The following is a 22546-nucleotide window of genomic DNA, read 5'->3' on the forward strand; positions in this document are numbered from 1 at the left end:
GTCGGGCAACGCCCTTCCCAAACTGCAAAAGGAGGCCGGCGCGTGCGCCAGCCTCCCAATCTCCCTATTCGGGAAATTACTTCTTCTTACCGGCGATCGCCTTTGCCGGACCCTTGCGGGTGCGGGCATTGGTGTGGGTACGCTGACCGCGCACCGGCAGGCTGCGGCGATGACGCAGGCCGCGGTAGCAGCCCAGGTCCATCAGACGCTTGATGTTCATCGACGTGTCGCGACGCAGGTCACCTTCAACCTGGTAGTCGCGGTCGATCGTTTCGCGGATCTGAAGAACTTCAGCGTCCGTCAACTGATGCACGCGGCGATCAGCCGGAATACCGACCTTCTCGACGATTTCCTGTGCGAATTTCGGTCCGATCCCGTGAATGTAGGTCAGCGCGATAACAACGCGCTTTGCCGTCGGGATGTTGACGCCAGCGATACGTGCCACGTCTATTCTCCTTGCGTTCCAGTTGCCATCCGGCAATAGGTGCTTCGTTACGCGACTTCAAGAGCCGCACGTTGATTGAGGTTCGAGACACGTCAAAACCGACCGTACCCGGACTTCGTTTCGTTGAAGACCGCGCCGATCGCTCCCATGTCGCGAGTTGGCGCTGTCTTTGGCGGAATCAGCCGGAAAAGTCAACTCCCCGGCGGTTCCTTTTCGGCAAAGACCCAGGGTCTAGGCCAGAATCTTCTCGATCTGTGCAGTCACGGCGTCTACATCGGCCATGCCGTCGACCGTCTTAAGCTCACCGGTGCCGGCATAGTGCTCCGACAAAGGTGCGGTCTTTTCCCGATATTCCGTCAGCCGACGCTTGAAGGCTTCCGGATTATCGTCCGATCTGACCGAGCCGCCCGCAGCGATAGTTTCCGCTACGCGATTCTCCATACGCTTTACAAGCGCCGTCTCGTCGACCTTGAGCTCGATCACGGCATCGAGCTTCAAGCCCTTGCCTTTAAGCATCTGGCCGAGAGCGACCGCCTGCGGGACCGTGCGCGGATATCCGTCGAGGATAAAGCCGTTGGCACAATCCGGGGCGTCGATCCGGTCCGACACGATCTCGTTGACGATCGCATCAGAAACGAGCTGTCCGGCGTCCATAACAGCCTTGGCGCGCTTGCCGACGTCGGTCGCCTGGGCGACGGCCGCCCGCAGCATGTCACCTGTGGAAAGCTGCGGAATACCGTACCTCTCCGTCAGAAGCTTGGCTTGTGTCCCCTTGCCAGCTCCGGGCGGTCCCAAAAAAATCAGTCTCATCGTCCCCTCTTTCCTCCGCGCAGCTTCGACTTCTTGATCAGCCCCTCATACTGCTGAGCGATGAGGTGACCCTGGATCTGTGCTACCGTATCAAGGGTAACGCTGACAACAATCAAAAGCGACGTACCACCAAGGTAGAACGGCACGCCAGTCTGGGCGATGAGGATTTCGGGCAGGATACAGACGAAGATCAGGTAGATCGCTCCAAGCACGGTGATGCGCGTCAGAACGTAGTCGATGTATTCAGCCGTACGCTCGCCCGGGCGGATGCCCGGAATGAAGCCGCCATGCTTCTTCAGATTGTCGGCTGTGTCCTTCGGATTGAAGACGATGGCCGTGTAGAAGAAGGCGAAGAACGCAATCATGCCGCCGTAGAGCACCATGTAGAGCGGCTGGCCGTGACCGAGCGCGCTGACGATAGATGTGGCCCAGCCGGGCAACGCCGCGGTGTTGGCAAAACCAGCAAGCGTCGCCGGCAGCAGCAGCAGCGACGATGCGAAGATCGCCGGGATAACACCCGCAGTGTTGAGCTTCAGCGGCAAGTGCGACGTGTCGCCCTGGAACATGCGGTTGCCGACCTGGCGCTTCGGATACTGGATCAGAAGACGACGCTGGGCGCGTTCGACGAAGACGATGAGCGCGATGACGGCAACGACCATGACGATGATCGCCAGGATCAACGGGGTCGAAAGCGCACCGGTGCGGCCAAGCTCGAGCGTTCCGGCAAGAGCCGTCGGCAGATGGGCGACGATGCCGGCGAAGATGATCAGTGAGATGCCGTTACCGATGCCCCGCGATGTGATCTGCTCGCCGAGCCACATCAGGAACATCGTGCCGCCGAGCAGCGAGATAACCGTGGAAATACGGAAGAACCAACCCGGATCGTTCACGAGGCCGTTGCCGCTCTCAAGGCCGACGGCAATGCCATAGGCCTGCATGACGCCGAGAAGCACCGTGCCGTAGCGGGTGTACTGATTGATGATCTTGCGACCCTGTTCGCCTTCTTTCTTCAGCTGTTCCAGCGCCGGAACGACGGAGGTCATCAGCTGAACGATGATCGAGGCAGAGATATAGGGCATGATGCCGAGCGCGAAGATCGCCATGCGCTCCACTGCGCCGCCCGAAAACATGTTGAAGAGCCCGAGAATGCCGCCGCTCTGGCCTTGGAAGGCCTGCGCAAACGCGTCCGGGTTGAGGCCGGGCAGCGGGATATAGGTGCCAAGACGGTAGACCAAAAGCGCACCAAGCGTGAACCACAGTCGTTTCTTCAGATCTTCCGCCTTGGCGAAAGTCGAGAAATTCAGGTTCGAGGCGAGCTGTTCCGCTGCAGAAGCCATGCAATTCTCCGCGTACCAAATCTCGGAATCAGCGGGAGTACCCTGTCCGTTCCGGAAGGACTAACTTTTCGTCTTGAAAACCGGACGCGAGGCGATTGTGTCTGCAATCGGATGCCTCACCGTGGTTTCCGCTATGTCCGCCGAGGCGAGCGATTCGCCATCGCGGACGTGAGGCTCACATATGGGAGCAAAACCGCCCGGAGTGAAGCACCCCGGGCGGTTGATCAGTAATATTATTCGGCAGCAGCCGAAAGCAGCTTGATGGAGCCGCCAGCCTTTTCGATCTTTTCGATCGCCGGCTTGGAAGCACCTGCAACTTCGAGCGAGATCTTCGCCTTCAGTTCGCCATCGGCCAGGACGCGAACGCCGTCCTTTTCGCGACGGATCACGCCGGCAGCCTTGAGAGCTGCTGCATCGACGGTCTTCGAAGCGTCAAGCTTCTTGGCGTCGATAGCCGTCTGGATGCGGCCGAGCGACACGACAACAAACTCCGAAGCGAAGATGTTGTTGAAGCCGCGCTTCGGCAGACGACGGTAGATTGGCATCTGGCCGCCTTCGAAGCCGTTGATGGCAACGCCCGAACGAGCCTTCTGACCCTTCACACCGCGACCGGCAGTCTTGCCGGAGCCGGAACCGATGCCACGGCCAAGACGCTTGCGGTTCTTGGTCGAGCCTTCGTTGTCCTTGATTTCATTCAGTTTCATGAGCTTATCCCCCTCACTTCTCGTCGACGACGCGAACGAGGTGCTGGACCGACCGGATCATGCCGCGAACAGCTGGGGTATCTTCCAGCGTGCGAACCCGGTGCATCTTGTTGAGGCCCAGGCCGATGAGCGTCTGACGCTGTACGGCCGGACGGCGAATGGGGCTACCGATCTGCTCGACGGTAACCGTCTTCGCAGCGTTTTCTTTCTTAGCCATCTGTCAGCTCCCTTATTCTTCGGAAGCAGCGCCGGAGGAAACACGACGAGCCTGGAGCGTGGCGTACTTCATGCCGCGCTGAGCTGCGATGTCCTTCGGGTGCATCTGGTTCTTGAGGGCGTCGAACGTTGCGCGAACCATGTTGTACGGGTTCGACGAACCGGTCGACTTAGCGACGACGTCGTGAACGCCGAGCGTTTCGAAAACGGCGCGCATCGGGCCACCAGCGATAATACCGGTACCGGCCTTGGCCGAACGCAGCAGCACCTTGCCGGCGCCGTGACGGCCGTGAACGTCGTGATGCAGGGTACGACCACCACGCAGCGGGACGAAGATCAGATCGCGCTTGGCGGCTTCCGTTGCCTTGCGGATGGCTTCCGGCACTTCGCGCGCCTTGCCATGACCGAAGCCAACGCGGCCCTTCTGGTCGCCAACGACGACGAGAGCTGCGAAACCGAAACGACGACCGCCCTTCACCACCTTGGCGACGCGGTTAATTGCTACGAGCTTATCGACAAATTCGCTGTCGCGCTCTTCGCGGTTCTGGCGATCTTCGCGAGAACCCCTTCTTTCCTGTGCCATTGTCCTTTTCCTTTTTCTTTTCCGGGTGCAATCGGCAGATTGACAAAAGTCGCCCCCGTCCTGTGGATCGGAAGCGACCGGAAACTTATGAGGGTTCCAGGCGGGCGCAAGGCCCGCCTGGCAACCGATCAGAAGTTCAGACCACCTTCACGTGCAGCTTCGGCCAAAGCCTTGATGCGACCATGATAGATGAAGGCGCCACGATCAAAGACAACGTCCTTGACGCCAGCCTTTACGGCGCGCTCAGCGATGAGCTTGCCGACGGCAGCAGCAGCTGCCGCGTCAGCGCCCGTCTTCAAAGACGAACGCAGATCGGTGTCGAGCGTGGAGGCAGACGCAAGCGTCTTGCCGGCCACGTCGTCGATAACCTGTACGTAGATGTTCTTCGACGAGCGATGAACCGACAGGCGCGGACGGCCATTCGCGACCGCCTTGATTTGACGGCGCACGCGGTTGGCGCGACGCACAAGAGTATCTTTCCTGCTAGCCATTTCGCGTGATCCTTACTTCTTCTTGCCTTCTTTGCGGACAATCCGCTCGCCGGCATACTTGACGCCCTTGCCCTTGTAGGGCTCGGGGCCGCGGTATTCGCGGATTTCCGCTGCAACCTGGCCGACCTGCTGCTTGTTGATGCCGGAGACGACGATTTCCGTCGGCTTCGGTACAGCGATCGTGATGCCTTCCGGCGTCTGGTAGACCACGTCGTGGCTGAAACCGAGTGCCAGCTGCAAGTTCTTGCCCTGCAGCGAAGCGCGGTAACCAACGCCGTTGATTTCGAGCTTGCGCTCGTAACCGTCCTTAACACCCTTCAGGATGTTCTCGATCATCGTGCGGGACATGCCCCACTTGGAACGAGCATCCTTGCTCTGGTTGAGCGGCTGTACAACAACCGCGTTGTCTTCGAGCGCTACCGATACTTCGTCGTTTGCAACAAAGAACAGTTCGCCCTTAGGGCCCTTCGCCGTTACCTTCTGGCCATCAACGCTTGCCGTGACGCCTGCAGGAACTTGAACGGGCTTTTTACCGATACGAGACATTTTTATACCTGTCTGTTCGCTATGGAGATCATGTTACGTCTTAGAAGACGGAGCAAAGAATCTCGCCACCAACATTCTGTTCGCGTGCCTGATGATCGGCCATCACACCCTTCGGAGTCGAAAGGATGGTGATGCCGAGGCCGTTCGCGACCTGCGGAATGGACTTAACCGAGACATAAACTCGGCGGCCCGGCTTGGAAACGCGTCCGATCTCACGGATTACGGAAGCGCCTTCGTAGTACTTCAGTTCGATGTTCAGCTCGGCCTTGCCGTTGCCAAATACGACTTCAGAGTATCCACGGATGTAGCCTTCAGCCTGAAGGACATCCAGAACACGTGCGCGGAGCTTCGAAGCCGGCGTGGAAACGCTCGACTTGCGGCGTGCCGCGCCGTTACGGATACGGGTGAGCATATCGCCCAGCGGATCAGTCATTGCCATGTGCCCGTCTCCTTACCAGCTCGACTTGACAATACCCGGCACGCGGCCGGAATTGCCCAGTTCGCGAAGCGCAATACGCGACATGCGAAGTTTACGATAGTAGGCGCGCGGACGGCCCGTAACTTCACAACGGTTGCGGATGCGGGTCTTGGAACCATCACGCGGCAGTTCAGCCAGCTTGATGGTTGCCTTGAACCGCTCTTCGATCGGCAGAGACTGGTTCATGATGATTGCCTTCAGAGCGGCGCGCTTAGAGGCTTGCCCGGCAACCAGTTTGCGGCGGCGCTTGTTCTTTTCAACTGCGCTCGTTTTCGCCATAACAGTTATCCTTCTTTACGCTTGTCGTTACGGATTACTGACGGAACGGGAAGTTGAACTCTGTGAGCAGAGCGCGTGCTTCGTCGTCGTTAGTAGCCGTCGTGCAAACGATGATGTCCATGCCCCACATCTGATCAACCTTGTCGTAGTTGATCTCAGGGAACACAATGTGCTCCTTGACGCCCATGGCGAAGTTGCCACGGCCATCGAAGGACTTCGGGTTGAGGCCACGGAAGTCGCGAACACGCGGAAGAGCGATGTTCACGAGACGATCCAGGAACTCATACATCCGAACGCCGCGCAGGGTAACCTTGGCACCAATCGGCATGCCTTCGCGCAGCTTGAAGCCAGCGATGGAGTTGCGAGCGCGGGTGATTACCGGCTTCTGACCAGCAATCGCAGCGAGGTCGGCAGCTGCGACGGTCGGCTTCTTGGAGTCGCCGGTCGATTCTCCAACACCCATGTTGATGACGATCTTGTCGAGGCGCGGGATCTGCATTTCGTTGGCGTAGGAGAACTTCTCCTGCATAGCCGCACGAATACGCTCGACATATTCCTTCTTGAGCCGGGGCTCATAAGCGGACTTAGCCATCGATCACTACTCCCGAACGCTTGGCCACGCGGACCTTCTTGTCACCGTCGATCTTGAAGCCGACGCGGGTCGGCTTGCCGTCCTTCGGATCGGCAATCGCGATGTTCGAAAGATGGATCGAGGCTTCCTTGTTGATGATGCCGGCTTCCTGGCTCTGGGTCTGGCGCTGGTGACGCTTCACCATGTTCACGCCACGCACTACAGCCCGATCTTCCTTCGGCATAACCTGTACGACTTCGCCGGTACGGCCCTTGTCCTTACCGGTGAGAACGACGACCTTGTCGCCTTTACGAATCTTTTGCATCTCTCAACGCTCCCTTAGAGTACTTCCGGAGCCAGCGAGATGATCTTCATGTGGTTCTTGGCGCGAAGTTCGCGCGGAACCGGTCCGAAGATACGGGTGCCGATCGGCTCTTTCTTGTTATCGATAAGAACGGCTGCGTTTGTGTCAAAACGAATGACGCTGCCATCCGCACGGCGGATGTCTTTCGCGGTGCGAACGACAACAGCCTTCATGACATCACCCTTCTTCACGCGGCCGCGCGGAATGGCTTCCTTGATCGAAACGACAATGATGTCGCCGATCGACGCGTACTTACGCTTGGAGCCGCCCAGCACCTTGATGCACATGACACGACGTGCGCCGGAATTATCCGCCACGTCGAGGTTTGTTTGCATCTGAATCATGTCAGGTCGCCTTCTTGTTGTTACCAGGCCGGTTGGGTCTAGACCCCCTCGCCCGGCTTATTGTGCCTATCTCAAAGCAAAAGAACGCCCGGACTCGAGCGTTCCTCTACTTCAATTGCGTGCTTCATACAGATATTTGCCCAAGACGCAAGGGTCTCGCGGTCAAATCCCGTAGAAATCAAGCCTGGGCGGCAACCACCGTCCAGCGCTTATCCTTGGAGATCGGCGCGCATTCCTCGATGGAAACAACGTCACCAACCTTGTACTGGTTGTTTTCGTCGTGCGCCTTGTACTTCTTCGAACGGCGGACGGTCTTCTGGAGAATCGGGTGCGCAAAGCGGCGCTCGACTCTGACGACGACGGTCTTGTCGTTCTTGTCGCTGACGACTGTGCCCTGCAGAATGCGTTTCGGCATATTTTGTGGTCCTTAGGCCTTGGCTTCTGCCGCCTTCTGGCGGGCAATTGTTTTGACGCGTGCGATGTCCTTACGGACTTCGTCAATACGCGACGACTTTTCGAGCTGGCCGGTTGCCTTCTGGAAACGCAGATTGAACTGCTCTTTCTTCAGCTTGGCAAGCTCTTCGTTGAGTTGATCGGCGCTCAGAGCGCGAACATCTGCGGCTTTCATGAGATTCACTCCTTACTCTGCGATACGCTGCACGAAGCGCGTCTTGACAGAGAGCTTGGCAGCACCAAGACGAAGTGCCTCACGGGCGAGTTCTTCGCTGACACCATCGATCTCGAACATCATACGACCAGGCTTGACCTTGCATGCCCAGTATTCAACCGAGCCCTTACCCTTACCCATGCGGACTTCGGTAGGCTTGGCGGTGACCGGAACGTCAGGGAACACACGGATCCAGACGCGGCCGGCACGCTTCATATGGCGGGTGATCGCGCGGCGGGCCGCTTCGATCTCGCGCGCATTGACGCGGTTTGGTTCTTGAGCCTTCAGGCCGAATTCACCAAAGGAAAGATCAGATCCGCCCTTGGCTACGCCCTTGATGCGGCCCTTGAATTGCTTGCGATACTTCGTACGCTTTGGCTGCAACATTTTTTTAATTCTCCGATATTGGCTGCCACGCGCGCATGTTACGCGTTTTCGCGACGACGGTCTCTGCTGCTGCCGCCCTGGTTGTCACTCTCGATCGCGCGACGCTCGGAAGCCATCGGATCGTGCTCAAGGATCTCGCCCTTGAAGATCCAGACCTTGATGCCGCAGATACCGAAAGCGGTTTGAGCTTCAGACGTACCGTAGTCGATGTCCGCACGCAGAGTGTGCAGCGGAACGCGACCTTCGCGGTACCATTCGGTACGAGCGATTTCGGCACCACCGAGACGACCGGCGCAGGTGATCTTAATGCCTTCGGCGCCAAGACGCATGGCCGACTGAACAGCGCGCTTCATCGCACGGCGGAAAGCCACGCGGCGCTCGAGCTGCTGAGCGATCGACTGGGCAACGAGCGTTGCGTCAACTTCCGGCTTGCGCACTTCAACGATGTTGAGGTGGGTTTCGGAGTTGGTCATCTCGGAAAGCTTCTTGCGGAGCTTTTCGATGTCTGCGCCCTTCTTGCCGATGATCAGGCCCGGACGAGCCGAGTGGATCGTTACGCGGCACTTCTTGTGCGGACGCTCGATCACGACCTTGGCAATGCCAGCGGCCTTCAGCTCTTCCATCAGGTAAGCGCGGATCTTCAGGTCTTCGTGAAGAAGCTGACCGTATTCCGCGTTATCAGCGAACCAACGGCTATCCCAGGTCCGGTTGATGCCGAGACGGAAACCGATCGGATTAATCTTCTGGCCCATTATGCGGCCTCCCCTTTGGCTTCCACTTCACGAACGACGATCGTCAAGTGAGAGAACGGCTTTTCAACACGCGATGCACGGCCGCGACCACGAGCGTGGAAGCGCTTCATCACAATCGACTTGCCAACATACGCCTCAGCGACGATGAGCGAATCAACGTCGAGGTCGTGGTTGTTCTCAGCGTTTGCGATCGCGGATTCAAGCGTCTTCTTGACCGTTTCCGAGATCCGCTTGCGCGAGAACTCGAGTTCGGCCAGAGCGCGCTCGACCTTCTTGCCGCGGATCATCGCTGCAACCAGGTTGAGCTTCTGGGGGCTGACGCGGATCGTGCGCGCAATTGCCTGCGCTTCATTATCCTTCAGCCGGCGTTCGGCTTTTGCCTTGCCCATTGTTACTTCCTCTTTGCCTTCTTGTCCGCACCATGACCGTAATAGGTCCGGGTCGGAGAGAATTCACCGAACTTGTGTCCGACCATTTCTTCTGACACCGAAACGGGAACATGCTTGTTGCCGTTGTAGACGCCGAAGGTGAGACCCACGAACTGCGGAAGGATCGTGGAGCGACGGCTCCACATTTTGATCACTTCGTTACGACCGCCGTCACGAACCTTCTCAGCCTTCTTGAGAAGATAGCCGTCAACAAACGGACCTTTCCATACTGAACGAGCCACTTGAGACTTCCTCTCTTACTTCTTGCGCTGGTGACGCGACCGCATGATGAACTTGTCGGTCGACTTGTTGGAGCGCGTCCGCTTGCCCTTCGTCGGCTTGCCCCAAGGGGTAACCGGGTGGCGACCACCGGACGTACGGCCTTCACCACCGCCGTGCGGGTGGTCAACCGGGTTCATGACGACGCCGCGAACGTGCGGCTTCTTACCGCGCCAGCGCGAACGACCAGCCTTACCGTCATTGATGTTGCCGTGATCGGGGTTCGATACAGCACCGATGGATGCGAGGCAAGAGCCGTGCACGAGGCGCTGTTCACCCGAGTTCAGGCGAAGGATTGCCATGCCCTGGTCACGACCAACGAGCTGCGCGTAGGTACCGGCCGAGCGAGCCAGCTGGCCGCCCTTACCCGGCTTCATTTCCACGTTGTGGATGATGGAGCCGACCGGGATGAACTGCAGCGGCATGGTGTTGCCGGGCTTGACGTCGACTGCTGCCTTTTCCGAAGCGATGACCTTGTCGCCGGCAGCGAGACGCTGCGGAGCGAGGATGTAGGCCTGTTCGCCATCGGCGTAGGTTACCAGCGCGATGAACGCGGTGCGGTTCGGGTCATATTCCAGACGCTCGACGGTGCCTTCTACGTCGAACTTGCGACGCTTGAAGTCGACCAGACGGTAGGTCCGCTTGTGACCGCCGCCCTGGAAGCGAACGGTGATACGGCCGAGGTTGTTGCGACCGCCCTTGGAGTGCAGACCTTCGGTCAGCGCCTTTACCGGCTTGCCCTTGTAGAGGCCGGACCGGTCAACGATGACCAGCTGGCGCTGGCTCGGGGTCGTCGGATTGAAACTTTTCAATGCCATTTTATTGTTCCCTTTTGGGTTTTTACCCTAATGGGCCTATCCGTTAGAGACCGGTGGAGACGTCGATGGACTGACCGTCGGCGAGCGTGATGATCGCCTTCTTCACGTCCTTCTGCTTTCCGGTAAAGCCGCGGAACCGCTTGGTCTTGCCCTTGCGGACGAGCGTGTTCACGGCCGTAACCTTGACGCCGAACAGAGCTTCGACAGCAGCCTTGATTTCAGGCTTCGAAGCACCCTTGGCGACGTTGAAGACGATCTGGTTCTGTTCGGAAACCAGCGTCGACTTTTCAGTGATCGAGGGAGACACGATCACGTCGTAGTGGCGAAGATCCGTCATTTGAACCGCTCCTCCAGAGCTTCCACGGCAGCCTTGGAAAGCACGAGCTTGCCACGGCGCAGAATGTCGTAAACGTTGATGCCCTGAACCGGCAGAACGTCCACATTCGGGATGTTCTGAGCGGCGAGCTTGAAGTTGTTCTCGATTTCAGCGCCGCCGATGATCAGAGCATTGGTCAGACCGAGCGAGGCGAATACGCCAGCCAGGGTCTTCGTCTTTGCTTCTGCGGCAACGAGATCATCGAGAACGATGATGTTTTCAGCCTTCAGCTTGGCAGACAGAGCGTGGCGAAGGCCGAGTGAACGAACCTTCTTCGGCAGGTCATGGGCGTGGCTGCGAACAACCGGGCCATGAGCCTTACCACCGCCACGGAACTGTGGAGCACGAGCGGAGTGGTGGCGGGCGCGGCCCGTACCCTTCTGCTTGTACATCTTGGCGCCGGTGCGCGAAACTTCCGCGCGGCCCTTGGCCTTGTGTGTGCCCTGCTGCTTCTTAGCGAGCTGCCAGCGAACGACGCGGGCGATGATGTCTTCACGGGGTTCGAGACCGAAAATGGCGTCCGAAAGGGAAACCTTTCCCGCGTCCTTGCCCTCGAGGGTTTTGACGGTGAGATCCATTATTCGGCTCCCTTACTTCGATGCTTCGGCGCGCACGGCCGCGGGGCGCGGTGCGCCTTCCGGGGTGCCCGACTTGATGGCGTCACGAACGACGATCCAGGCACCCTTGGAGCCGGGGACAGCGCCCTTGACCAGGATCAGACCGCGGTCTTCATCGGTCGATACGACTTCGAGGTTCTGCGTGGTGACGCGCGTCTGGCCCATGTGACCAGCCATGCGCTTGCCCTTCCAGACGCGGCCCGGATCCTGGTTGGAACCGGTCGAACCATGCGAACGGTGCGATACGGAAACGCCGTGCGTTGCACGCAGACCGCCGAAGTTGTGGCGCTTGATGGCGCCGGCAAAGCCCTTACCGATCGTGGTACCGGTGACGTCGACGAGCTGGCCCGCAACGAAATGGTTGGCGGTCAGTTCGGAGCCGATGTCGATCAGATTGTCCGCGGAAACGCGGAATTCGACGAGCTTCGCCTTCGGTTCGACGTTGGCGGCAGCAAAGTGGCCGCGCATCGCCTTCGGCGTGTTCTTGACCTTGGCAGTGCCGGCGCCCAACTGGACAGCGGTATAGCCGTTCTTGTCGTCCGTGCGCTGGGCTACCACCTGGCAGTTTTCCAGCCGCAATACTGTTACCGGGATATGCTCGCCGGCGTCGTTGTAGACGCGCGTCATTCCCACTTTCTGTGCAATCACACCTGAACGCATCGGTTCATTCCTCTTGAGAGTTAACGTCGGGGCGAACCCCTTCGCATCTCTTGTTTAAGGTCTCCCTCTGATCCTTGCGGAACGCCGGGTCGCCCGTTTCTGGAAGCCGTTGGACCGAAGCCCACGTACCTTCCTTGTTATTAAAGCTTAATTTCCACGTCGACGCCGGCAGCGAGGTCGAGCTTCATCAGCGCGTCAACGGTCTGCGGAGTCGGATCTACGATATCGAGAAGGCGCTTGTGGGTACGCATTTCGAACTGTTCGCGGCTCTTCTTGTCGACGTGCGGCGAACGGTTGACCGTAAATTTTTCAATGCGCGTCGGCAGCGGTACTGGACCGCGCACGCTGGCACCGGTGCGCTTGGCCGTCGAGACGATTTCGCGTGTCGAGGCATCGAGGATCCGGTGATCAAACGCCTTGAGGCGGATGCGGATGTTCTGGCCGTTCATACGACTTATCCTTGTTCATGTTAGTTGCGGTTTCCGTGGAGAAACGCGCATTGAACTTCGTTTGATGTTCGGCCAGTCCGCTAATTTTTCAAAGATCGGAGGGACAAGGTTTCCCCTGCCCCTTCCTATTTGAGCGGCCGTGGCCGGCCTGTACTTTCGCGATCGCACTATGCCGACGCACCATGCAAATCACGCTTGCGCGCCATTTGCACTATTTCGGCGTCGTCGGCAAGCCGTGCGACCAACTAAATCATGCTGGGCGGCTATGTCCGAGGCGCATAACAATGCGCCTCGCCTCATTCCGCCCGTTCGCCGATTACTCGACGATCGAAGCGACGATGCCGGCGCCGACGGTACGGCCACCTTCGCGGATAGCGAAGCGCAGCTTTTCTTCCATCGCGATCGGAACGATCAGCTCAACGGCAACCGTGACGTTGTCGCCAGGCATAACCATTTCCGTGCCTTCCGGAAGCGTAACGATACCCGTCACGTCCGTCGTGCGGAAGTAGAACTGCGGACGGTAGTTCGTGAAGAACGGCGTATGACGGCCGCCTTCTTCCTTCGTCAGGATGTAGGCTTCGGCCATGAACTTCTTGTGCGGCTTGACCGAACCCGGCTTGCACAGGATCTGGCCACGCTCAACGCCGTCACGGTTAACACCACGGATCAGCGCGCCGATGTTGTCGCCGGCCTGGCCCTGGTCGAGCAGCTTGCGGAACATTTCAACGCCGGTAACCGTCGTCTTCGACGTGTCGCGGATGCCGACGATTTCAACTTCTTCGCCAACCTTGACAATGCCGCGCTCAACGCGACCGGTCACAACCGTACCACGGCCCGAGATCGAGAACACGTCTTCGATCGGCATCAGGAACGGCAGGTCGATCGGACGCTCAGGCGTCGGGATGTAGGCGTCAACAGCGGCCATCAGCTCGCGGATCGCGTCTTCGCCGATCTTCTTGTCCGAATCTTCAAGAGCAGCAAGTGCCGAACCCTTGATGATCGGAATGTCGTCGCCCGGGAATTCGTAGGACGACAGCAGTTCGCGAACTTCAAGCTCGACGAGCTCGAGAAGCTCGGCGTCGTCAACCTGGTCGACCTTGTTGAGGAACACGACGATGGCCGGAACGCCAACCTGGCGAGCAAGCAGGATGTGCTCGCGGGTCTGCGGCATCGGGCCGTCAGCAGCCGAGCAAACCAGGATCGCGCCGTCCATCTGCGCTGCACCGGTGATCATGTTCTTGACGTAGTCGGCGTGGCCGGGGCAGTCGACGTGCGCGTAGTGACGGTTCGCCGTCTCATACTCAACGTGAGCCGTCGAAATCGTGATACCACGGGCCTTTTCTTCCGGAGCAGCGTCGATCTGGTCGTACGCCTTGTACTCGCCGAAGTACTTCGTGATCGCTGCAGTCAGCGACGTCTTGCCATGGTCAACGTGGCCAATCGTGCCAATGTTAACGTGCGGCTTGTTGCGCTCAAATTTGCTCTTTGCCATTTTCGGCTCTCCGTTTCCTGTCCCCTGTCGGGGAAACCTTATCTATCTGTTTTCAGCGAAAGGGTATTCCGGTCACTTCTGACCGGAATACTTTGCCTGGATTTCCTGTGCGACGTTCGACGGGACCGGCGAGTAATGATCGAAGGTCATCGTGTACTGGGCGCGGCCCTGAGACATCGAGCGCAGGTTGTCCACGTACTTGAACATGTTCGCCAACGGGACGTTCGCATTGATGACGACGGCAACACCGCGTGCTTCCTGGCCCTGGATCTGGCCACGGCGCGAGTTCAGGTCGCCGATAACGTCACCGACGTAATCTTCCGGCGTTACGACTTCGACCTTCATCATCGGCTCGAGGAGCTGAGCGCCGGCCTTCTTGGCTGCTTCACGGAAGCAGGCACGCGAAGCGATTTCGAACGCCAGAACCGACGAGTCGACGTCGTGGAAGGCACCGTCGATGAGCGTCGCCTTGACGCCCAGCATCGGGAAGCCAGCCAGCGGACCCGAAGACAGAACGCTTTCGATGCCCTTCTGGACGCCGGGGATGTATTCCTTCGGAACAGCACCGCCAACGATCTTGGACTCGAACTTGAAGTCTTCGCCATCCGGGTTCGGTTCGAAGACGATCTTGACGCGCGCGAACTGGCCGGTACCACCGGACTGCTTCTTGTGCGTGTAGTCTTCTTCGTGCTGACGCGTGATGGTTTCGCGGTAGGCAACCTGCGGCGCGCCGACGGTTGCTTCGACCTTGAATTCGCGACGCATGCGGTCAACCAGGATGTCGAGGTGGAGTTCACCCATGCCTGCGATGATCGTCTGGCCGGACTCTTCGTCGGTCTTGACGCGGAACGACGGGTCTTCTGCAGCCAGGCGGTTGAGCGCGAGGCCCATCTTTTCCTGGTCGCCCTTGGTCTTCGGCTCGATCGCGATCTGGATAACCGGCTCCGGGAATTCCATGCGCTCGAGGATAACCGGCTTCAGCGGGTCGCAGAGCGTATCGCCAGTGGTGGTTTCCTTGAGGCCAGCCAGAGCAACGATGTCGCCAGCAAAGGCTTCTTCGATGTCTTCACGGCTGTTGGAATGCATCTGAAGCATACGGCCGACGCGCTCGCGCTTTTCCTTGACCGTGTTCATGACCGACGTGCCCTTTTCGAGCTTGCCGGAGTAGATACGGGCGAAGGTGAGCGAACCGACGAAGGGGTCGTTCATGATCTTAAAGGCGAGCATCGAAAGCGGCTCGCTGTCGTCAGCGTGGCGCTCGGTCTCGGCTTCGGTCTTGACGTCGATGCCCTTGATCGCCGGGATGTCCATCGGCGACGGCAGGTAGTCGACAACGGCGTCGAGAAGCGGCTGAACGCCCTTGTTCTTGAACGCGGTGCCGCAGAACATCGGGTGGAACTTCACGTCGATGGTGCCGCGGCGAACGAGCGCACGGATCTGGTCGTTATCAGGCAGGTTGCCTTCGAGATACGCTTCAGTCGCAGCTTCATCGATCTCGACAACGGTCTCGATCAGAAGTTCGCGGTACTTCTGCGCTTCTGCCTTCATGTCATCAGGAATTTCGACGACGTCCCACTGGGCGCCGAGCGATTCGTCGCGCCAGATGAGAGCGTTCATCTCGATCAGGTCGATGACGCCCTTGAACTCGGTCTCAGCGCCGATCGGCAGCTGCATGACGACCGGGATCGCACCGAGGCGCGACTTGATCATCGAGACAGAGCGGTAGAAGTCAGCGCCGGTCTTGTCCATCTTGTTGCAGAAGATCATGCGCGGAACGTTGTACTTCTCAGCCTGACGCCAGACGGTTTCCGTCTGAGGCTCAACACCGGCGTTGGCGTCGAGCAGCGCGATGGCGCCGTCGAGAACGCGCAGCGAACGCTCGACTTCGATGGTGAAGTCAACGTGGCCGGGGGTGTCGATGATGTTGAAGCGGCGGGTCTTGCCATCACGACCCTTCCAGAAGGTCGTGGTCGCAGCAGACGTGATAGTGATGCCGCGTTCCTGCTCCTGCTCCATCCAGTCCATGGTAGCGGCGCCGTCGTGGACTTCGCCGATCTTATGGGACTTACCGGTGTAGTAGAGAATACGTTCGGTCGTCGTCGTCTTGCCGGCGTCGATGTGCGCCATAATACCGAAATTGCGGTAGTCTTCGATTTTGTATTCGCGAGCCATAGGGACTCCCTTTCGAAATTGGTCGTCGATTACCAGCGGTAGTGCGAGAATGCACGGTTGGCGTCGGCCATCTTGTGCGTGTCTTCGCGCTTCTTGACGGCGCTGCCACGGTTGTTCGCAGCGTCCATGAGTTCGCCGCAGAGGCGATCAACCATGGTCGTTTCGTTGCGCTTGCGGGCAGCAGCAATCAGCCAGCGGATGGCGAGCGCCTGACGGCGTTCCGGACGAACGTCGACGGGAACCTGGTAGGTTGCACCACCAACGCGGCGCGAACGGACTTCGACGTGCGGAGCGATGTTGTCGAGGGCCGAATGGAACACGGCGATCGGCTCCTGCTTCAGCTTGCCCTGAACGGCATCGAAGGCACCGTAAACGATGCTTTCAGCAACCGACTTCTTACCATGAAGCATGATGGCGTTCATGAACTTGGTGACAACCAGATCGCCGAACTTCGGATCCGGGTTGATCTCGCGCTTTTCTGCACTGTGACGACGTGACATACGTTTTGTCTCTCAACTGTTGACTGGCGCCTTAACACGCGGAGAACCTCGCGCAGCGCCGAATTCGTGAAACCCGAAATTACTTCGGACGCTTCGCACCATACTTGGAGCGGCGCTGCTTGCGGTTCTTGACACCCTGCGTATCGAGAACGCCACGGATGATGTGGTAACGGACACCCGGAAGGTCCTTTACGCGGCCGCCGCGGATCATGACAACCGAGTGTTCCTGAAGGTTGTGACCTTCACCCGGGATATAGCCGATGACCTCGAAACCGTTGGTCAGGCGAATCTTGGCAACCTTACGCAGAGCCGAGTTCGGCTTCTTCGGGGTCGTCGTGTAGACGCGGGTGCAAACACCACGCTTCTGCGGGTTTTCCTGCAGAGCAGGAACCTTGTTGCGCTTTACCTGTGCCTGACGCGGCTTGCGGATCAGCTGGTTTACGGTAGGCATGTAACCATCCCTTGCAAAATCTTGTCTCGTTACCCTTGCGGGCGGATCGTTGCCGTCTCCGGCGATACGGACACCTGTAAAATGCGCAAACGAGGACCGATCCGCTTTGTCGCGGATGGCCCTACAAAAAGCAGAGGACACAGCATTTCGCGCGTCATGCGTGCAGCATTTTTTGTAGTCAGCGTGCGTTTCGAACCTTGTTTGAGGCGAACTCCAGAACGCGACGTTCCGAACCAGCCAGCCTCACATGGGCTCCGATGCGGCGGGGTGTACTGATTTCAAGGCCGACAGTCAAGGGCAATTAACAAATATTCTCCCGCCAACAGACCCGCCATGCCCGGAAAACAAGGCTTTGGCGGGTGTCGGGGTGGGTCCTGGCGACCCTGTCTGCACTTGAACACAGACAGCTTCGAACAGGGTTAAGGAATCGGCAACCAGTTTGTGACGGTTTTCCACCGCCATGATTCTGCCGAGTCGCCAAAGCCTGTGGCCTCGCAGCTATTTCTTTCGCGCTGCACTGAAAAGGGCGCTAAAGTCGGCCGCGCACTCGAAAGGATATTCAATGAGCGTCACGCCTGACAACGACAATGCACCGGACGAGCCGATGGTCTTCATCATCATCGGCAAGGCCTATGAGACCGACGGAGACGACGAAGGCGTGGACATTCACGTGATGTTGCGCGCACCCGACGACGATACGGCCGTGCGCGAGGCGCTGAACGCGCTCGCCGAGGAAGGCTTCCTGGAGGCCGACCTCGATCAGATCGGCACACTGACAGACGTGCCGAACGAGGAGCCGCATGCCTCGGCCTACCAGGGCGCCCTCGAAGGCGAAGTTGCGATCATCCGTTTCAGCTGAGGCCGTCGACGCCCCAACGTCGCCTCCCCTTCCAGCCTACCACAATGAAAAAGCCGCCCGGATCGCTCCGGGCGGCTTTTCTGATTTGAGGAAACGAGGGCGAGAACGCCCTCCTCCCATTATTCGGCCGCTGCGTTTTCCTTCGCGAGATCGGCGAGCATCGGGGTGGCAACATCTGCGCCCGTACCCTTGCGACGCTCTTCGAGAATCATCTCGTCGCGCGCCGTCGCGATGCGGCGGATCTGCGTCATCGTTCCGCCGGTACCAGCCGGGATCAGACGGCCGACGATGACGTTTTCCTTCAGACCCTGCAGGCCGTCGACCTTGCCGGCGATCGCCGCTTCGGTCAGCACCTTGGTGGTTTCCTGGAACGACGCCGCCGAGATGAACGACGGTGTCTGCAGCGAGGCCTTGGTGATGCCGAGCAGGACCGGATCGCCGTATGCCGGCTTCTTGCCCTGTTCGATCAGGCCGTCGTTGACGTCTTCGAGCTCGATGCGATCGACATTGTCACCGACGATGTAGGTCGAGTCGCCGGCATCGGTGATTTCCACCTTCTGCAGCATCTGACGAACGATGACTTCGATGTGCTTGTCGTTGATCACAACGCCCTGCAGTCGGTAGACTTCCTGGATTTCGTTGACCAGGTAGGAAGCGAGTGCTTCCACTCCCTTGATCGCCAGGATGTCGTGCGGCGCCGGGTTGCCGTCGAGGATGTAGTCGCCCTTTTCGATGTAGTCGCCATCCTGAAGATGGAAGGGCTTGCCCTTCGGGATCAGGTATTCGACCGGCTCAACACCGTCTTCAGCAGGCTCGATCAGAACGCGACGCTTGTTCTTGTAGTCGCGGCCGAAGCGGATCGTACCATCGATCTCAGCGATGACGGCGTGATCCTTCGGACGACGTGCTTCGAACAGTTCGGCAACGCGCGGCAGACCACCGGTGATATCCTTGGTCTTGGCGCTTTCCAGCGGCGAACGTGCCAGCACGTCACCCTGGGAAACCTTCGTGCCCGGTTCAACCGAGAGAATGGCGTCAACCGAAAGCATGAAGCGGGCGTCACCACCACGCGACAGCTTCAGGACCGCGCCGTTCTTGTCCTTGATGACGATCGCCGGCTTCAGGTCGGTACCGCGCGGCGTCGAACGCCAATCGATAACCTGACGCTTGGTGATGCCGGTGGACTCGTCGGTCGCTTCGAGCACGGAGATGCCGTCGACGACGTCTTCGAAGTGAACGGTACCTTCCACTTCCGTCATCATCGGACGGGTGTAGGGGTCCCACTCGGCAAGACGCTGACCGCGCTTCACCTTGTCACCATCGTCGACGAAGATCTTCGAACCGTAGGCGACACGCTGCGAGGAGCGCTCGACACCACGTTCGTCGAGGATCTGGACGGCCATGTTACGACCCATGGCGACAAGGATGCCGTCAGAGTTGCGCAGCATGTTGCGGTTCTTGATCTGTACCGTGCCTTCGTAGGACGCTTCCAGGAACGACTGGTCGACCACGGTCGCCGTACCGCCCAAGTGGAAGGTACGCATGGTGAGCTGGGTGCCCGGTTCACCGATCGACTGTGCAGCGATAACGCCAACCGCTTCGCCCATGTTGACCGGCGTACCACGTGCCAGGTCGCGGCCGTAGCAGACGCCGCAAACGCCCGTCTGGATTTCGCAGGTCAGCGCCGAACGGATGCGGATCGACTGGATACCAGCCTTTTCGATCTCGATGACGTCGGGTTCCAGGATCATCCGGCCGGCGTCGACGAGACGAACGCCCGTGACCGGGTGATCGATGTCGTCCAGAGCCGTACGGCCAAGAATACGAGCGCCAAGCGAAGCCACAACCTGACCGGCATCGACGATCGCCGTCATGGTGAGGCCATTCTCGGTGCCGCAATCGACGGAGTTGACGATGCAATCCTGCGCCACGTCGACGAGACGACGCGTCAGGTAGCCCGAGTTCGCGGTCTTCAAGGCGGTGTCGGCCAGACCCTTACGGGCACCGTGGGTCGAGTTGAAGTACTCGTTAACGGTCAGACCTTCCTTGAAGTTCGAGATGATCGGCGTCTCGATGATTTCACCCGACGGCTTGGCCATCAGGCCGCGCATGCCGCCCAGCTGACGCATCTGGTTCGGAGAACCACGGGCGCCGGAGTGCGACATCATGTAGATCGAGTTCATCGGCTTCTGACGGCCGTTGTCGTCAAACTCCACAGCCTTAATGCGGGCCATCATTTCGTCGGCGACCTTCTCGGTAGCCTTGCCCCAGGCGTCAACGACCTTGTTGTACTTTTCGCCCTGGGTGATGAGGCCGTCATTATACTGCTGCTCGTATTCCTTCACGAGCGCTTCAGTATCGCCGACGATCTTCACCTTGGTGTCCGGAATGACCATGTCGTCCTTGCCGAACGAAATGCCGGCGCGGCAAGCATGGGCAAAGCCGAGCTGCATGATGCGGTCGCAGAAGATGACCGTGTCTTTCTGACCGCAGTGACGGTAGACCGTGTCGATCATCTTGGAGATGTTCTTCTTGGTCATTTCCTGGTTGCAGGTCTCGAACGGCACGTTGACGTTGCGCGGCAACAGTTCACCGATGATCATGCGGCCAGGCGTGGTTTCGTAGATCTTCGAAACCGGGTTGCCCTCGGCATCGACGGTCTTGAAACGGCCACGGATCTTGGCGTGCAGTGTCACGGACTTGGTTTCGAGCGCGTGATGCAGCTCGCCCATGTCAGAAAACGCCATGCCTTCGCCGGGCTCGTTCTGGTTCAGGATCGACAGATAGTAGAGACCCAGAACCATGTCCTGCGACGGAACGATGATCGGCGCGCCGTTAGCCGGGTGCAGAATGTTGTTCGTCGACATCATCAGCACGCGTGCTTCGAGCTGCGCTTCGAGCGACAGCGGCACGTGAACGGCCATCTGGTCGCCGTCGAAGTCGGCGTTGAAGGCCGTGCAGACGAGCGGGTGCAGCTGGATGGCCTTGCCTTCGACCAGGGTCGGTTCGAAGGCCTGGATGCCCAGGCGGTGCAGCGTCGGTGCGCGGTTCAACAGAACCGGATGCTCGCGGATGACCTCGTCCAGGATATCCCAGACTTCCGGCTTTTCCTTTTCGACGAGCTTCTTGGCCTGCTTGACGGTCGAGGAATAACCCTTGGCGTCGAGGCGAGCGTAGATGAACGGCTTGAACAGCTCGAGCGCCATCTTCTTCGGAAGACCGCACTGGTGCAGCTTCAGCTCCGGACCGGTCACGATAACCGAGCGGCCGGAGTAGTCGACGCGCTTGCCGAGCAGGTTCTGACGGAAGCGGCCCTGCTTGCCCTTGAGCATGTCGGACAGCGACTTCAGCGGACGCTTGTTGGCGCCGGTGATGACGCGACCGCGACGGCCGTTGTCGAACAGCGCGTCCACAGATTCCTGCAGCATGCGCTTTTCGTTGCGGATGATGATGCCTGGAGCGCGCAGTTCGATCAGACGCTTCAGACGGTTGTTACGGTTGATCACGCGGCGATAGAGATCGTTCAGATCCGACGTCGCGAAACGGCCGCCGTCGAGCGGCACGAGCGGGCGCAGGTCCGGCGGGATCACCGGAACGACCTTCATGATCATCCATTCCGGGCGATTGCCGGAATCCATGAAGTTCTCGACGATCTTCAACCGCTTCATCAGCTTCTTCTGCTTCAGATCCGAGGTGGTCTCGGCCAGATCCGAACGCAGATCGCCAGCGATCTTCTCGAGGTTCATCGAAGCGAGCATTTCATAGATCGCTTCAGCACCGATCATCGCGGTGAACTGATCTTCGCCGAACTCGTCGACGGCGAGCATGTAGTCTTCTTCGCTGAGGAGCTGGTTTTCCTTCAGCGACGTCAGACCGGGCTCGGTGACGATGTAGTTCTCGAAGTAGAGAACGCGCTCGACATCCTTCAGCGTCATGTCGAGCAGCGTCGAAATGCGGCTCGGCAGCGACTTCAGGAACCAGATGTGGGCAACGGGAGCGGCGAGCTCAATATGGCCCATGCGCTCACGGCGAACGCGCGACAGCGTAACTTCAACGCCGCACTTTTCGCAGATGATGCCCTTGTACTTCATGCGCTTGTACTTGCCGCACAGGCATTCGTAATCCTTGATCGGACCGAAGATACGAGCGCAGAAGAGACCGTCACGTTCCGGCTTGAACGTACGATAGTTGATCGTCTCCGGCTTCTTGATCTCACCGTAAGACCAGGAAAGAATCTTCTCCGGCGAGGCGATCGAAATCCGGATGGAATCGAAAGTCTGTGCAGGCACCTGCGGATTGAAAAGATTCATGACCTCTTGGTTCATGCCTGTCTCCTTTACGGGCTTAACGCCCTGAGCTTGGCGAGAGTGCCGACAAATCCCGGGCGCCGGCCCCTCTGCCCCATAAACAGCTAAAACCGCATTTGATGCGGCCCCGTTCCTCTCGCTTGCCAATGAAGCCTTGCGGAGGA

General features: G+C 59.0%; 30 protein-coding genes. 1 reads left to right on the top strand and 29 read right to left on the bottom strand.

Going from position 1 to position 22546, the window contains the following annotated elements; genetic code table 11:
- Window positions 1-76: 76 nt before the first annotated feature.
- The 28 genes from rpsM to rpsL all read right to left on the bottom strand — a co-directional run bounded on the left by rpsM (window position 77) and on the right by rpsL (window position 17216).
- Window positions 77-445 (bottom strand): 30S ribosomal protein S13, encoded by a 369-nt coding sequence (gene rpsM / locus IB264_RS04110; RefSeq protein WP_025426685.1) that lies wholly within the window; start codon window positions 443-445, stop codon window positions 77-79.
- A gap of 231 nt (window positions 446-676) precedes the next feature.
- A complete protein-coding gene (locus tag IB264_RS04115) occupies window positions 677-1255 on the bottom strand; it encodes an adenylate kinase (protein WP_025426684.1) in 579 nt (192 codons plus the stop codon).
- Complete coding sequence (gene secY / locus IB264_RS04120; protein ID WP_025426683.1) at window positions 1252-2592, bottom strand: preprotein translocase subunit SecY; 1341 nt, start codon at window positions 2590-2592, stop codon at window positions 1252-1254. The genes IB264_RS04115 and secY overlap by 4 nt, the downstream gene beginning before the upstream one ends.
- 233 nt (window positions 2593-2825) lie before the next feature.
- Window positions 2826-3296, bottom strand: a complete 471-nt coding sequence (gene rplO, locus IB264_RS04125) for a 50S ribosomal protein L15 (protein ID WP_025426682.1) — start codon at window positions 3294-3296, stop codon at window positions 2826-2828.
- Between the two features lie 13 nt (window positions 3297-3309).
- Window positions 3310-3513, bottom strand: coding sequence for a 50S ribosomal protein L30 (gene rpmD / locus IB264_RS04130; RefSeq protein WP_025426681.1), 204 nt, complete (start codon window positions 3511-3513; stop codon window positions 3310-3312).
- 12 nt (window positions 3514-3525) lie between these two features.
- The gene (rpsE, locus tag IB264_RS04135; protein ID WP_025426680.1) at window positions 3526-4095 is read right to left on the bottom strand and encodes a 30S ribosomal protein S5; all 570 of its coding nucleotides are present in this window, start codon (window positions 4093-4095) and stop codon (window positions 3526-3528) included.
- A gap of 128 nt (window positions 4096-4223) precedes the next feature.
- On the bottom strand, window positions 4224-4586 hold the full coding sequence (gene rplR, locus IB264_RS04140) for a 50S ribosomal protein L18 (RefSeq protein ID WP_025426679.1): 363 nt from the start codon (window positions 4584-4586) through the stop codon (window positions 4224-4226).
- Between the two features lie 12 nt (window positions 4587-4598).
- Window positions 4599-5132: a 50S ribosomal protein L6 gene (rplF, locus tag IB264_RS04145; RefSeq protein WP_025426678.1), complete on the bottom strand. Its 534-nt coding sequence runs from the start codon at window positions 5130-5132 to the stop codon at window positions 4599-4601.
- Between the two features lie 40 nt (window positions 5133-5172).
- A complete protein-coding gene (gene rpsH / locus IB264_RS04150; protein WP_025426677.1) occupies window positions 5173-5571 on the bottom strand; it encodes a 30S ribosomal protein S8 in 399 nt (132 codons plus the stop codon).
- Window positions 5572-5583: 12 nt separating this feature from the next.
- Window positions 5584-5889, bottom strand: coding sequence for a 30S ribosomal protein S14 (gene rpsN / locus IB264_RS04155; RefSeq protein WP_025426676.1), 306 nt, complete (start codon window positions 5887-5889; stop codon window positions 5584-5586).
- A gap of 34 nt (window positions 5890-5923) precedes the next feature.
- Window positions 5924-6481, bottom strand: coding sequence for a 50S ribosomal protein L5 (gene rplE / locus IB264_RS04160; protein WP_025426675.1), 558 nt, complete (start codon window positions 6479-6481; stop codon window positions 5924-5926).
- Entirely contained in the window at window positions 6474-6785 is a 312-nt protein-coding gene (gene rplX / locus IB264_RS04165) for a 50S ribosomal protein L24 (RefSeq protein ID WP_025426674.1), read from the bottom strand. Before rplX ends, rplE begins: the two co-directional genes overlap by 8 nt.
- Window positions 6786-6799: 14 nt before the next feature.
- Window positions 6800-7168, bottom strand: coding sequence for a 50S ribosomal protein L14 (gene rplN / locus IB264_RS04170; protein WP_003536525.1), 369 nt, complete (start codon window positions 7166-7168; stop codon window positions 6800-6802).
- 178 nt (window positions 7169-7346) lie between these two features.
- A complete protein-coding gene (gene rpsQ / locus IB264_RS04175; RefSeq protein WP_025426673.1) occupies window positions 7347-7583 on the bottom strand; it encodes a 30S ribosomal protein S17 in 237 nt (78 codons plus the stop codon).
- Between the two features lie 12 nt (window positions 7584-7595).
- The gene (gene rpmC / locus IB264_RS04180) at window positions 7596-7796 is read right to left on the bottom strand and encodes a 50S ribosomal protein L29 (protein ID WP_025426672.1); all 201 of its coding nucleotides are present in this window, start codon (window positions 7794-7796) and stop codon (window positions 7596-7598) included.
- A gap of 12 nt (window positions 7797-7808) precedes the next feature.
- A complete protein-coding gene (gene rplP / locus IB264_RS04185; protein WP_025426671.1) occupies window positions 7809-8222 on the bottom strand; it encodes a 50S ribosomal protein L16 in 414 nt (137 codons plus the stop codon).
- Window positions 8223-8260: 38 nt separating this feature from the next.
- Window positions 8261-8974 (bottom strand): 30S ribosomal protein S3, encoded by a 714-nt coding sequence (rpsC, locus tag IB264_RS04190; RefSeq protein WP_025426670.1) that lies wholly within the window; start codon window positions 8972-8974, stop codon window positions 8261-8263.
- Complete coding sequence (gene rplV, locus IB264_RS04195) at window positions 8974-9363, bottom strand: 50S ribosomal protein L22 (RefSeq protein WP_025426669.1); 390 nt, start codon at window positions 9361-9363, stop codon at window positions 8974-8976. The genes rpsC and rplV overlap by 1 nt, the downstream gene beginning before the upstream one ends.
- A 2-nt stretch (window positions 9364-9365) precedes the next feature.
- Window positions 9366-9644, bottom strand: a complete 279-nt coding sequence (gene rpsS, locus IB264_RS04200) for a 30S ribosomal protein S19 (protein ID WP_025426668.1) — start codon at window positions 9642-9644, stop codon at window positions 9366-9368.
- Between the two features lie 15 nt (window positions 9645-9659).
- Window positions 9660-10499, bottom strand: a complete 840-nt coding sequence (gene rplB / locus IB264_RS04205; protein WP_025426667.1) for a 50S ribosomal protein L2 — start codon at window positions 10497-10499, stop codon at window positions 9660-9662.
- A 43-nt stretch (window positions 10500-10542) separates the two neighbouring features.
- Window positions 10543-10836, bottom strand: coding sequence for a 50S ribosomal protein L23 (locus tag IB264_RS04210; RefSeq protein ID WP_025426666.1), 294 nt, complete (start codon window positions 10834-10836; stop codon window positions 10543-10545).
- A complete protein-coding gene (rplD, locus tag IB264_RS04215; RefSeq protein ID WP_192433197.1) occupies window positions 10833-11453 on the bottom strand; it encodes a 50S ribosomal protein L4 in 621 nt (206 codons plus the stop codon). The genes IB264_RS04210 and rplD overlap by 4 nt, the downstream gene beginning before the upstream one ends.
- A 12-nt stretch (window positions 11454-11465) precedes the next feature.
- Entirely contained in the window at window positions 11466-12152 is a 687-nt protein-coding gene (gene rplC / locus IB264_RS04220; RefSeq protein WP_025426664.1) for a 50S ribosomal protein L3, read from the bottom strand.
- Window positions 12153-12292: 140 nt separating this feature from the next.
- Entirely contained in the window at window positions 12293-12601 is a 309-nt protein-coding gene (gene rpsJ, locus IB264_RS04225) for a 30S ribosomal protein S10 (protein ID WP_003507767.1), read from the bottom strand.
- A 316-nt stretch (window positions 12602-12917) separates the two neighbouring features.
- Window positions 12918-14093: an elongation factor Tu gene (gene tuf / locus IB264_RS04230; protein WP_025426651.1), complete on the bottom strand. Its 1176-nt coding sequence runs from the start codon at window positions 14091-14093 to the stop codon at window positions 12918-12920.
- Window positions 14094-14165: 72 nt separating this feature from the next.
- Window positions 14166-16265 (bottom strand): elongation factor G, encoded by a 2100-nt coding sequence (fusA, locus tag IB264_RS04235; protein ID WP_025426663.1) that lies wholly within the window; start codon window positions 16263-16265, stop codon window positions 14166-14168.
- A 29-nt stretch (window positions 16266-16294) separates the two neighbouring features.
- On the bottom strand, window positions 16295-16765 hold the full coding sequence (gene rpsG / locus IB264_RS04240; RefSeq protein WP_025426662.1) for a 30S ribosomal protein S7: 471 nt from the start codon (window positions 16763-16765) through the stop codon (window positions 16295-16297).
- A gap of 79 nt (window positions 16766-16844) precedes the next feature.
- Window positions 16845-17216 carry a 30S ribosomal protein S12 gene (gene rpsL / locus IB264_RS04245; RefSeq protein WP_003507760.1) on the bottom strand — a complete coding sequence of 124 codons (372 nt, stop codon included), beginning with the start codon at window positions 17214-17216 and terminating at the stop codon, window positions 16845-16847.
- Window positions 17217-17778: 562 nt separating this feature from the next.
- Between rpsL and IB264_RS04250 the strand changes: the two genes are divergently transcribed.
- On the top strand, window positions 17779-18075 hold the full coding sequence (locus IB264_RS04250) for a hypothetical protein (RefSeq protein ID WP_025426661.1): 297 nt from the start codon (window positions 17779-17781) through the stop codon (window positions 18073-18075).
- Window positions 18076-18194: 119 nt separating this feature from the next.
- On the opposite strand, the gene rpoC is transcribed toward IB264_RS04250, so the two are convergent.
- A complete protein-coding gene (gene rpoC, locus IB264_RS04255; RefSeq protein WP_025426660.1) occupies window positions 18195-22400 on the bottom strand; it encodes a DNA-directed RNA polymerase subunit beta' in 4206 nt (1401 codons plus the stop codon).
- Between the last annotated feature and the right edge of the window lie 146 nt (window positions 22401-22546).

The sequence above is a fragment of the Ensifer sp. ENS11 genome (genome assembly GCF_014851895.1).
Lineage (GTDB): Bacteria > Pseudomonadota > Alphaproteobacteria > Rhizobiales > Rhizobiaceae > Ensifer > Ensifer canadensis.

Excerpts from the sequence above, each read along its gene's own strand:
- rpoC (WP_025426660.1), bottom strand. The coding sequence starts at position 22,400 with ATGAACCAAGAGGTCATGAATCTTTTCAATCCGCAGGTGCCTGCACAG.
- rplF (WP_025426678.1), bottom strand. The coding sequence starts at position 5,132 with ATGTCTCGTATCGGTAAAAAGCCCGTTCAAGTTCCTGCAGGCGTCACG.
- rpmC (WP_025426672.1), bottom strand. The coding sequence starts at position 7,796 with ATGAAAGCCGCAGATGTTCGCGCTCTGAGCGCCGATCAACTCAACGAA.
- fusA (WP_025426663.1), bottom strand. The coding sequence starts at position 16,265 with ATGGCTCGCGAATACAAAATCGAAGACTACCGCAATTTCGGTATTATG.
- rpsC (WP_025426670.1), bottom strand. The coding sequence starts at position 8,974 with ATGGGCCAGAAGATTAATCCGATCGGTTTCCGTCTCGGCATCAACCGG.
- rplX (WP_025426674.1), bottom strand. The coding sequence starts at position 6,785 with ATGCAAAAGATTCGTAAAGGCGACAAGGTCGTCGTTCTCACCGGTAAG.
- rplO (WP_025426682.1), bottom strand. The coding sequence starts at position 3,296 with ATGAAACTGAATGAAATCAAGGACAACGAAGGCTCGACCAAGAACCGC.
- rpsH (WP_025426677.1), bottom strand. The coding sequence starts at position 5,571 with ATGGCAATGACTGATCCGCTGGGCGATATGCTCACCCGTATCCGTAAC.
- rpsG (WP_025426662.1), bottom strand. The coding sequence starts at position 16,765 with ATGTCACGTCGTCACAGTGCAGAAAAGCGCGAGATCAACCCGGATCCG.
- secY (WP_025426683.1), bottom strand. The coding sequence starts at position 2,592 with ATGGCTTCTGCAGCGGAACAGCTCGCCTCGAACCTGAATTTCTCGACT.
- rplN (WP_003536525.1), bottom strand. The coding sequence starts at position 7,168 with ATGATTCAGATGCAAACAAACCTCGACGTGGCGGATAATTCCGGCGCA.
- rplD (WP_192433197.1), bottom strand. The coding sequence starts at position 11,453 with ATGGATCTCACCGTCAAAACCCTCGAGGGCAAGGACGCGGGAAAGGTT.
- rplE (WP_025426675.1), bottom strand. The coding sequence starts at position 6,481 with ATGGCTAAGTCCGCTTATGAGCCCCGGCTCAAGAAGGAATATGTCGAG.
- rplP (WP_025426671.1), bottom strand. The coding sequence starts at position 8,222 with ATGTTGCAGCCAAAGCGTACGAAGTATCGCAAGCAATTCAAGGGCCGC.
- IB264_RS04250 (WP_025426661.1), top strand. The coding sequence starts at position 17,779 with ATGAGCGTCACGCCTGACAACGACAATGCACCGGACGAGCCGATGGTC.
- IB264_RS04115 (WP_025426684.1), bottom strand. The coding sequence starts at position 1,255 with ATGAGACTGATTTTTTTGGGACCGCCCGGAGCTGGCAAGGGGACACAA.
- rpmD (WP_025426681.1), bottom strand. The coding sequence starts at position 3,513 with ATGGCTAAGAAAGAAAACGCTGCGAAGACGGTTACCGTCGAGCAGATC.
- IB264_RS04210 (WP_025426666.1), bottom strand. The coding sequence starts at position 10,836 with ATGACGGATCTTCGCCACTACGACGTGATCGTGTCTCCCTCGATCACT.
- rpsQ (WP_025426673.1), bottom strand. The coding sequence starts at position 7,583 with ATGCCGAAACGCATTCTGCAGGGCACAGTCGTCAGCGACAAGAACGAC.
- rplB (WP_025426667.1), bottom strand. The coding sequence starts at position 10,499 with ATGGCATTGAAAAGTTTCAATCCGACGACCCCGAGCCAGCGCCAGCTG.
- rplV (WP_025426669.1), bottom strand. The coding sequence starts at position 9,363 with ATGGGCAAGGCAAAAGCCGAACGCCGGCTGAAGGATAATGAAGCGCAG.
- rpsE (WP_025426680.1), bottom strand. The coding sequence starts at position 4,095 with ATGGCACAGGAAAGAAGGGGTTCTCGCGAAGATCGCCAGAACCGCGAA.
- tuf (WP_025426651.1), bottom strand. The coding sequence starts at position 14,093 with ATGGCAAAGAGCAAATTTGAGCGCAACAAGCCGCACGTTAACATTGGC.
- rplC (WP_025426664.1), bottom strand. The coding sequence starts at position 12,152 with ATGCGTTCAGGTGTGATTGCACAGAAAGTGGGAATGACGCGCGTCTAC.
- rplR (WP_025426679.1), bottom strand. The coding sequence starts at position 4,586 with ATGGCTAGCAGGAAAGATACTCTTGTGCGTCGCGCCAACCGCGTGCGC.
- rpsJ (WP_003507767.1), bottom strand. The coding sequence starts at position 12,601 with ATGAACGGCCAGAACATCCGCATCCGCCTCAAGGCGTTTGATCACCGG.
- rpsL (WP_003507760.1), bottom strand. The coding sequence starts at position 17,216 with ATGCCTACCGTAAACCAGCTGATCCGCAAGCCGCGTCAGGCACAGGTA.
- rpsN (WP_025426676.1), bottom strand. The coding sequence starts at position 5,889 with ATGGCGAAAACGAGCGCAGTTGAAAAGAACAAGCGCCGCCGCAAACTG.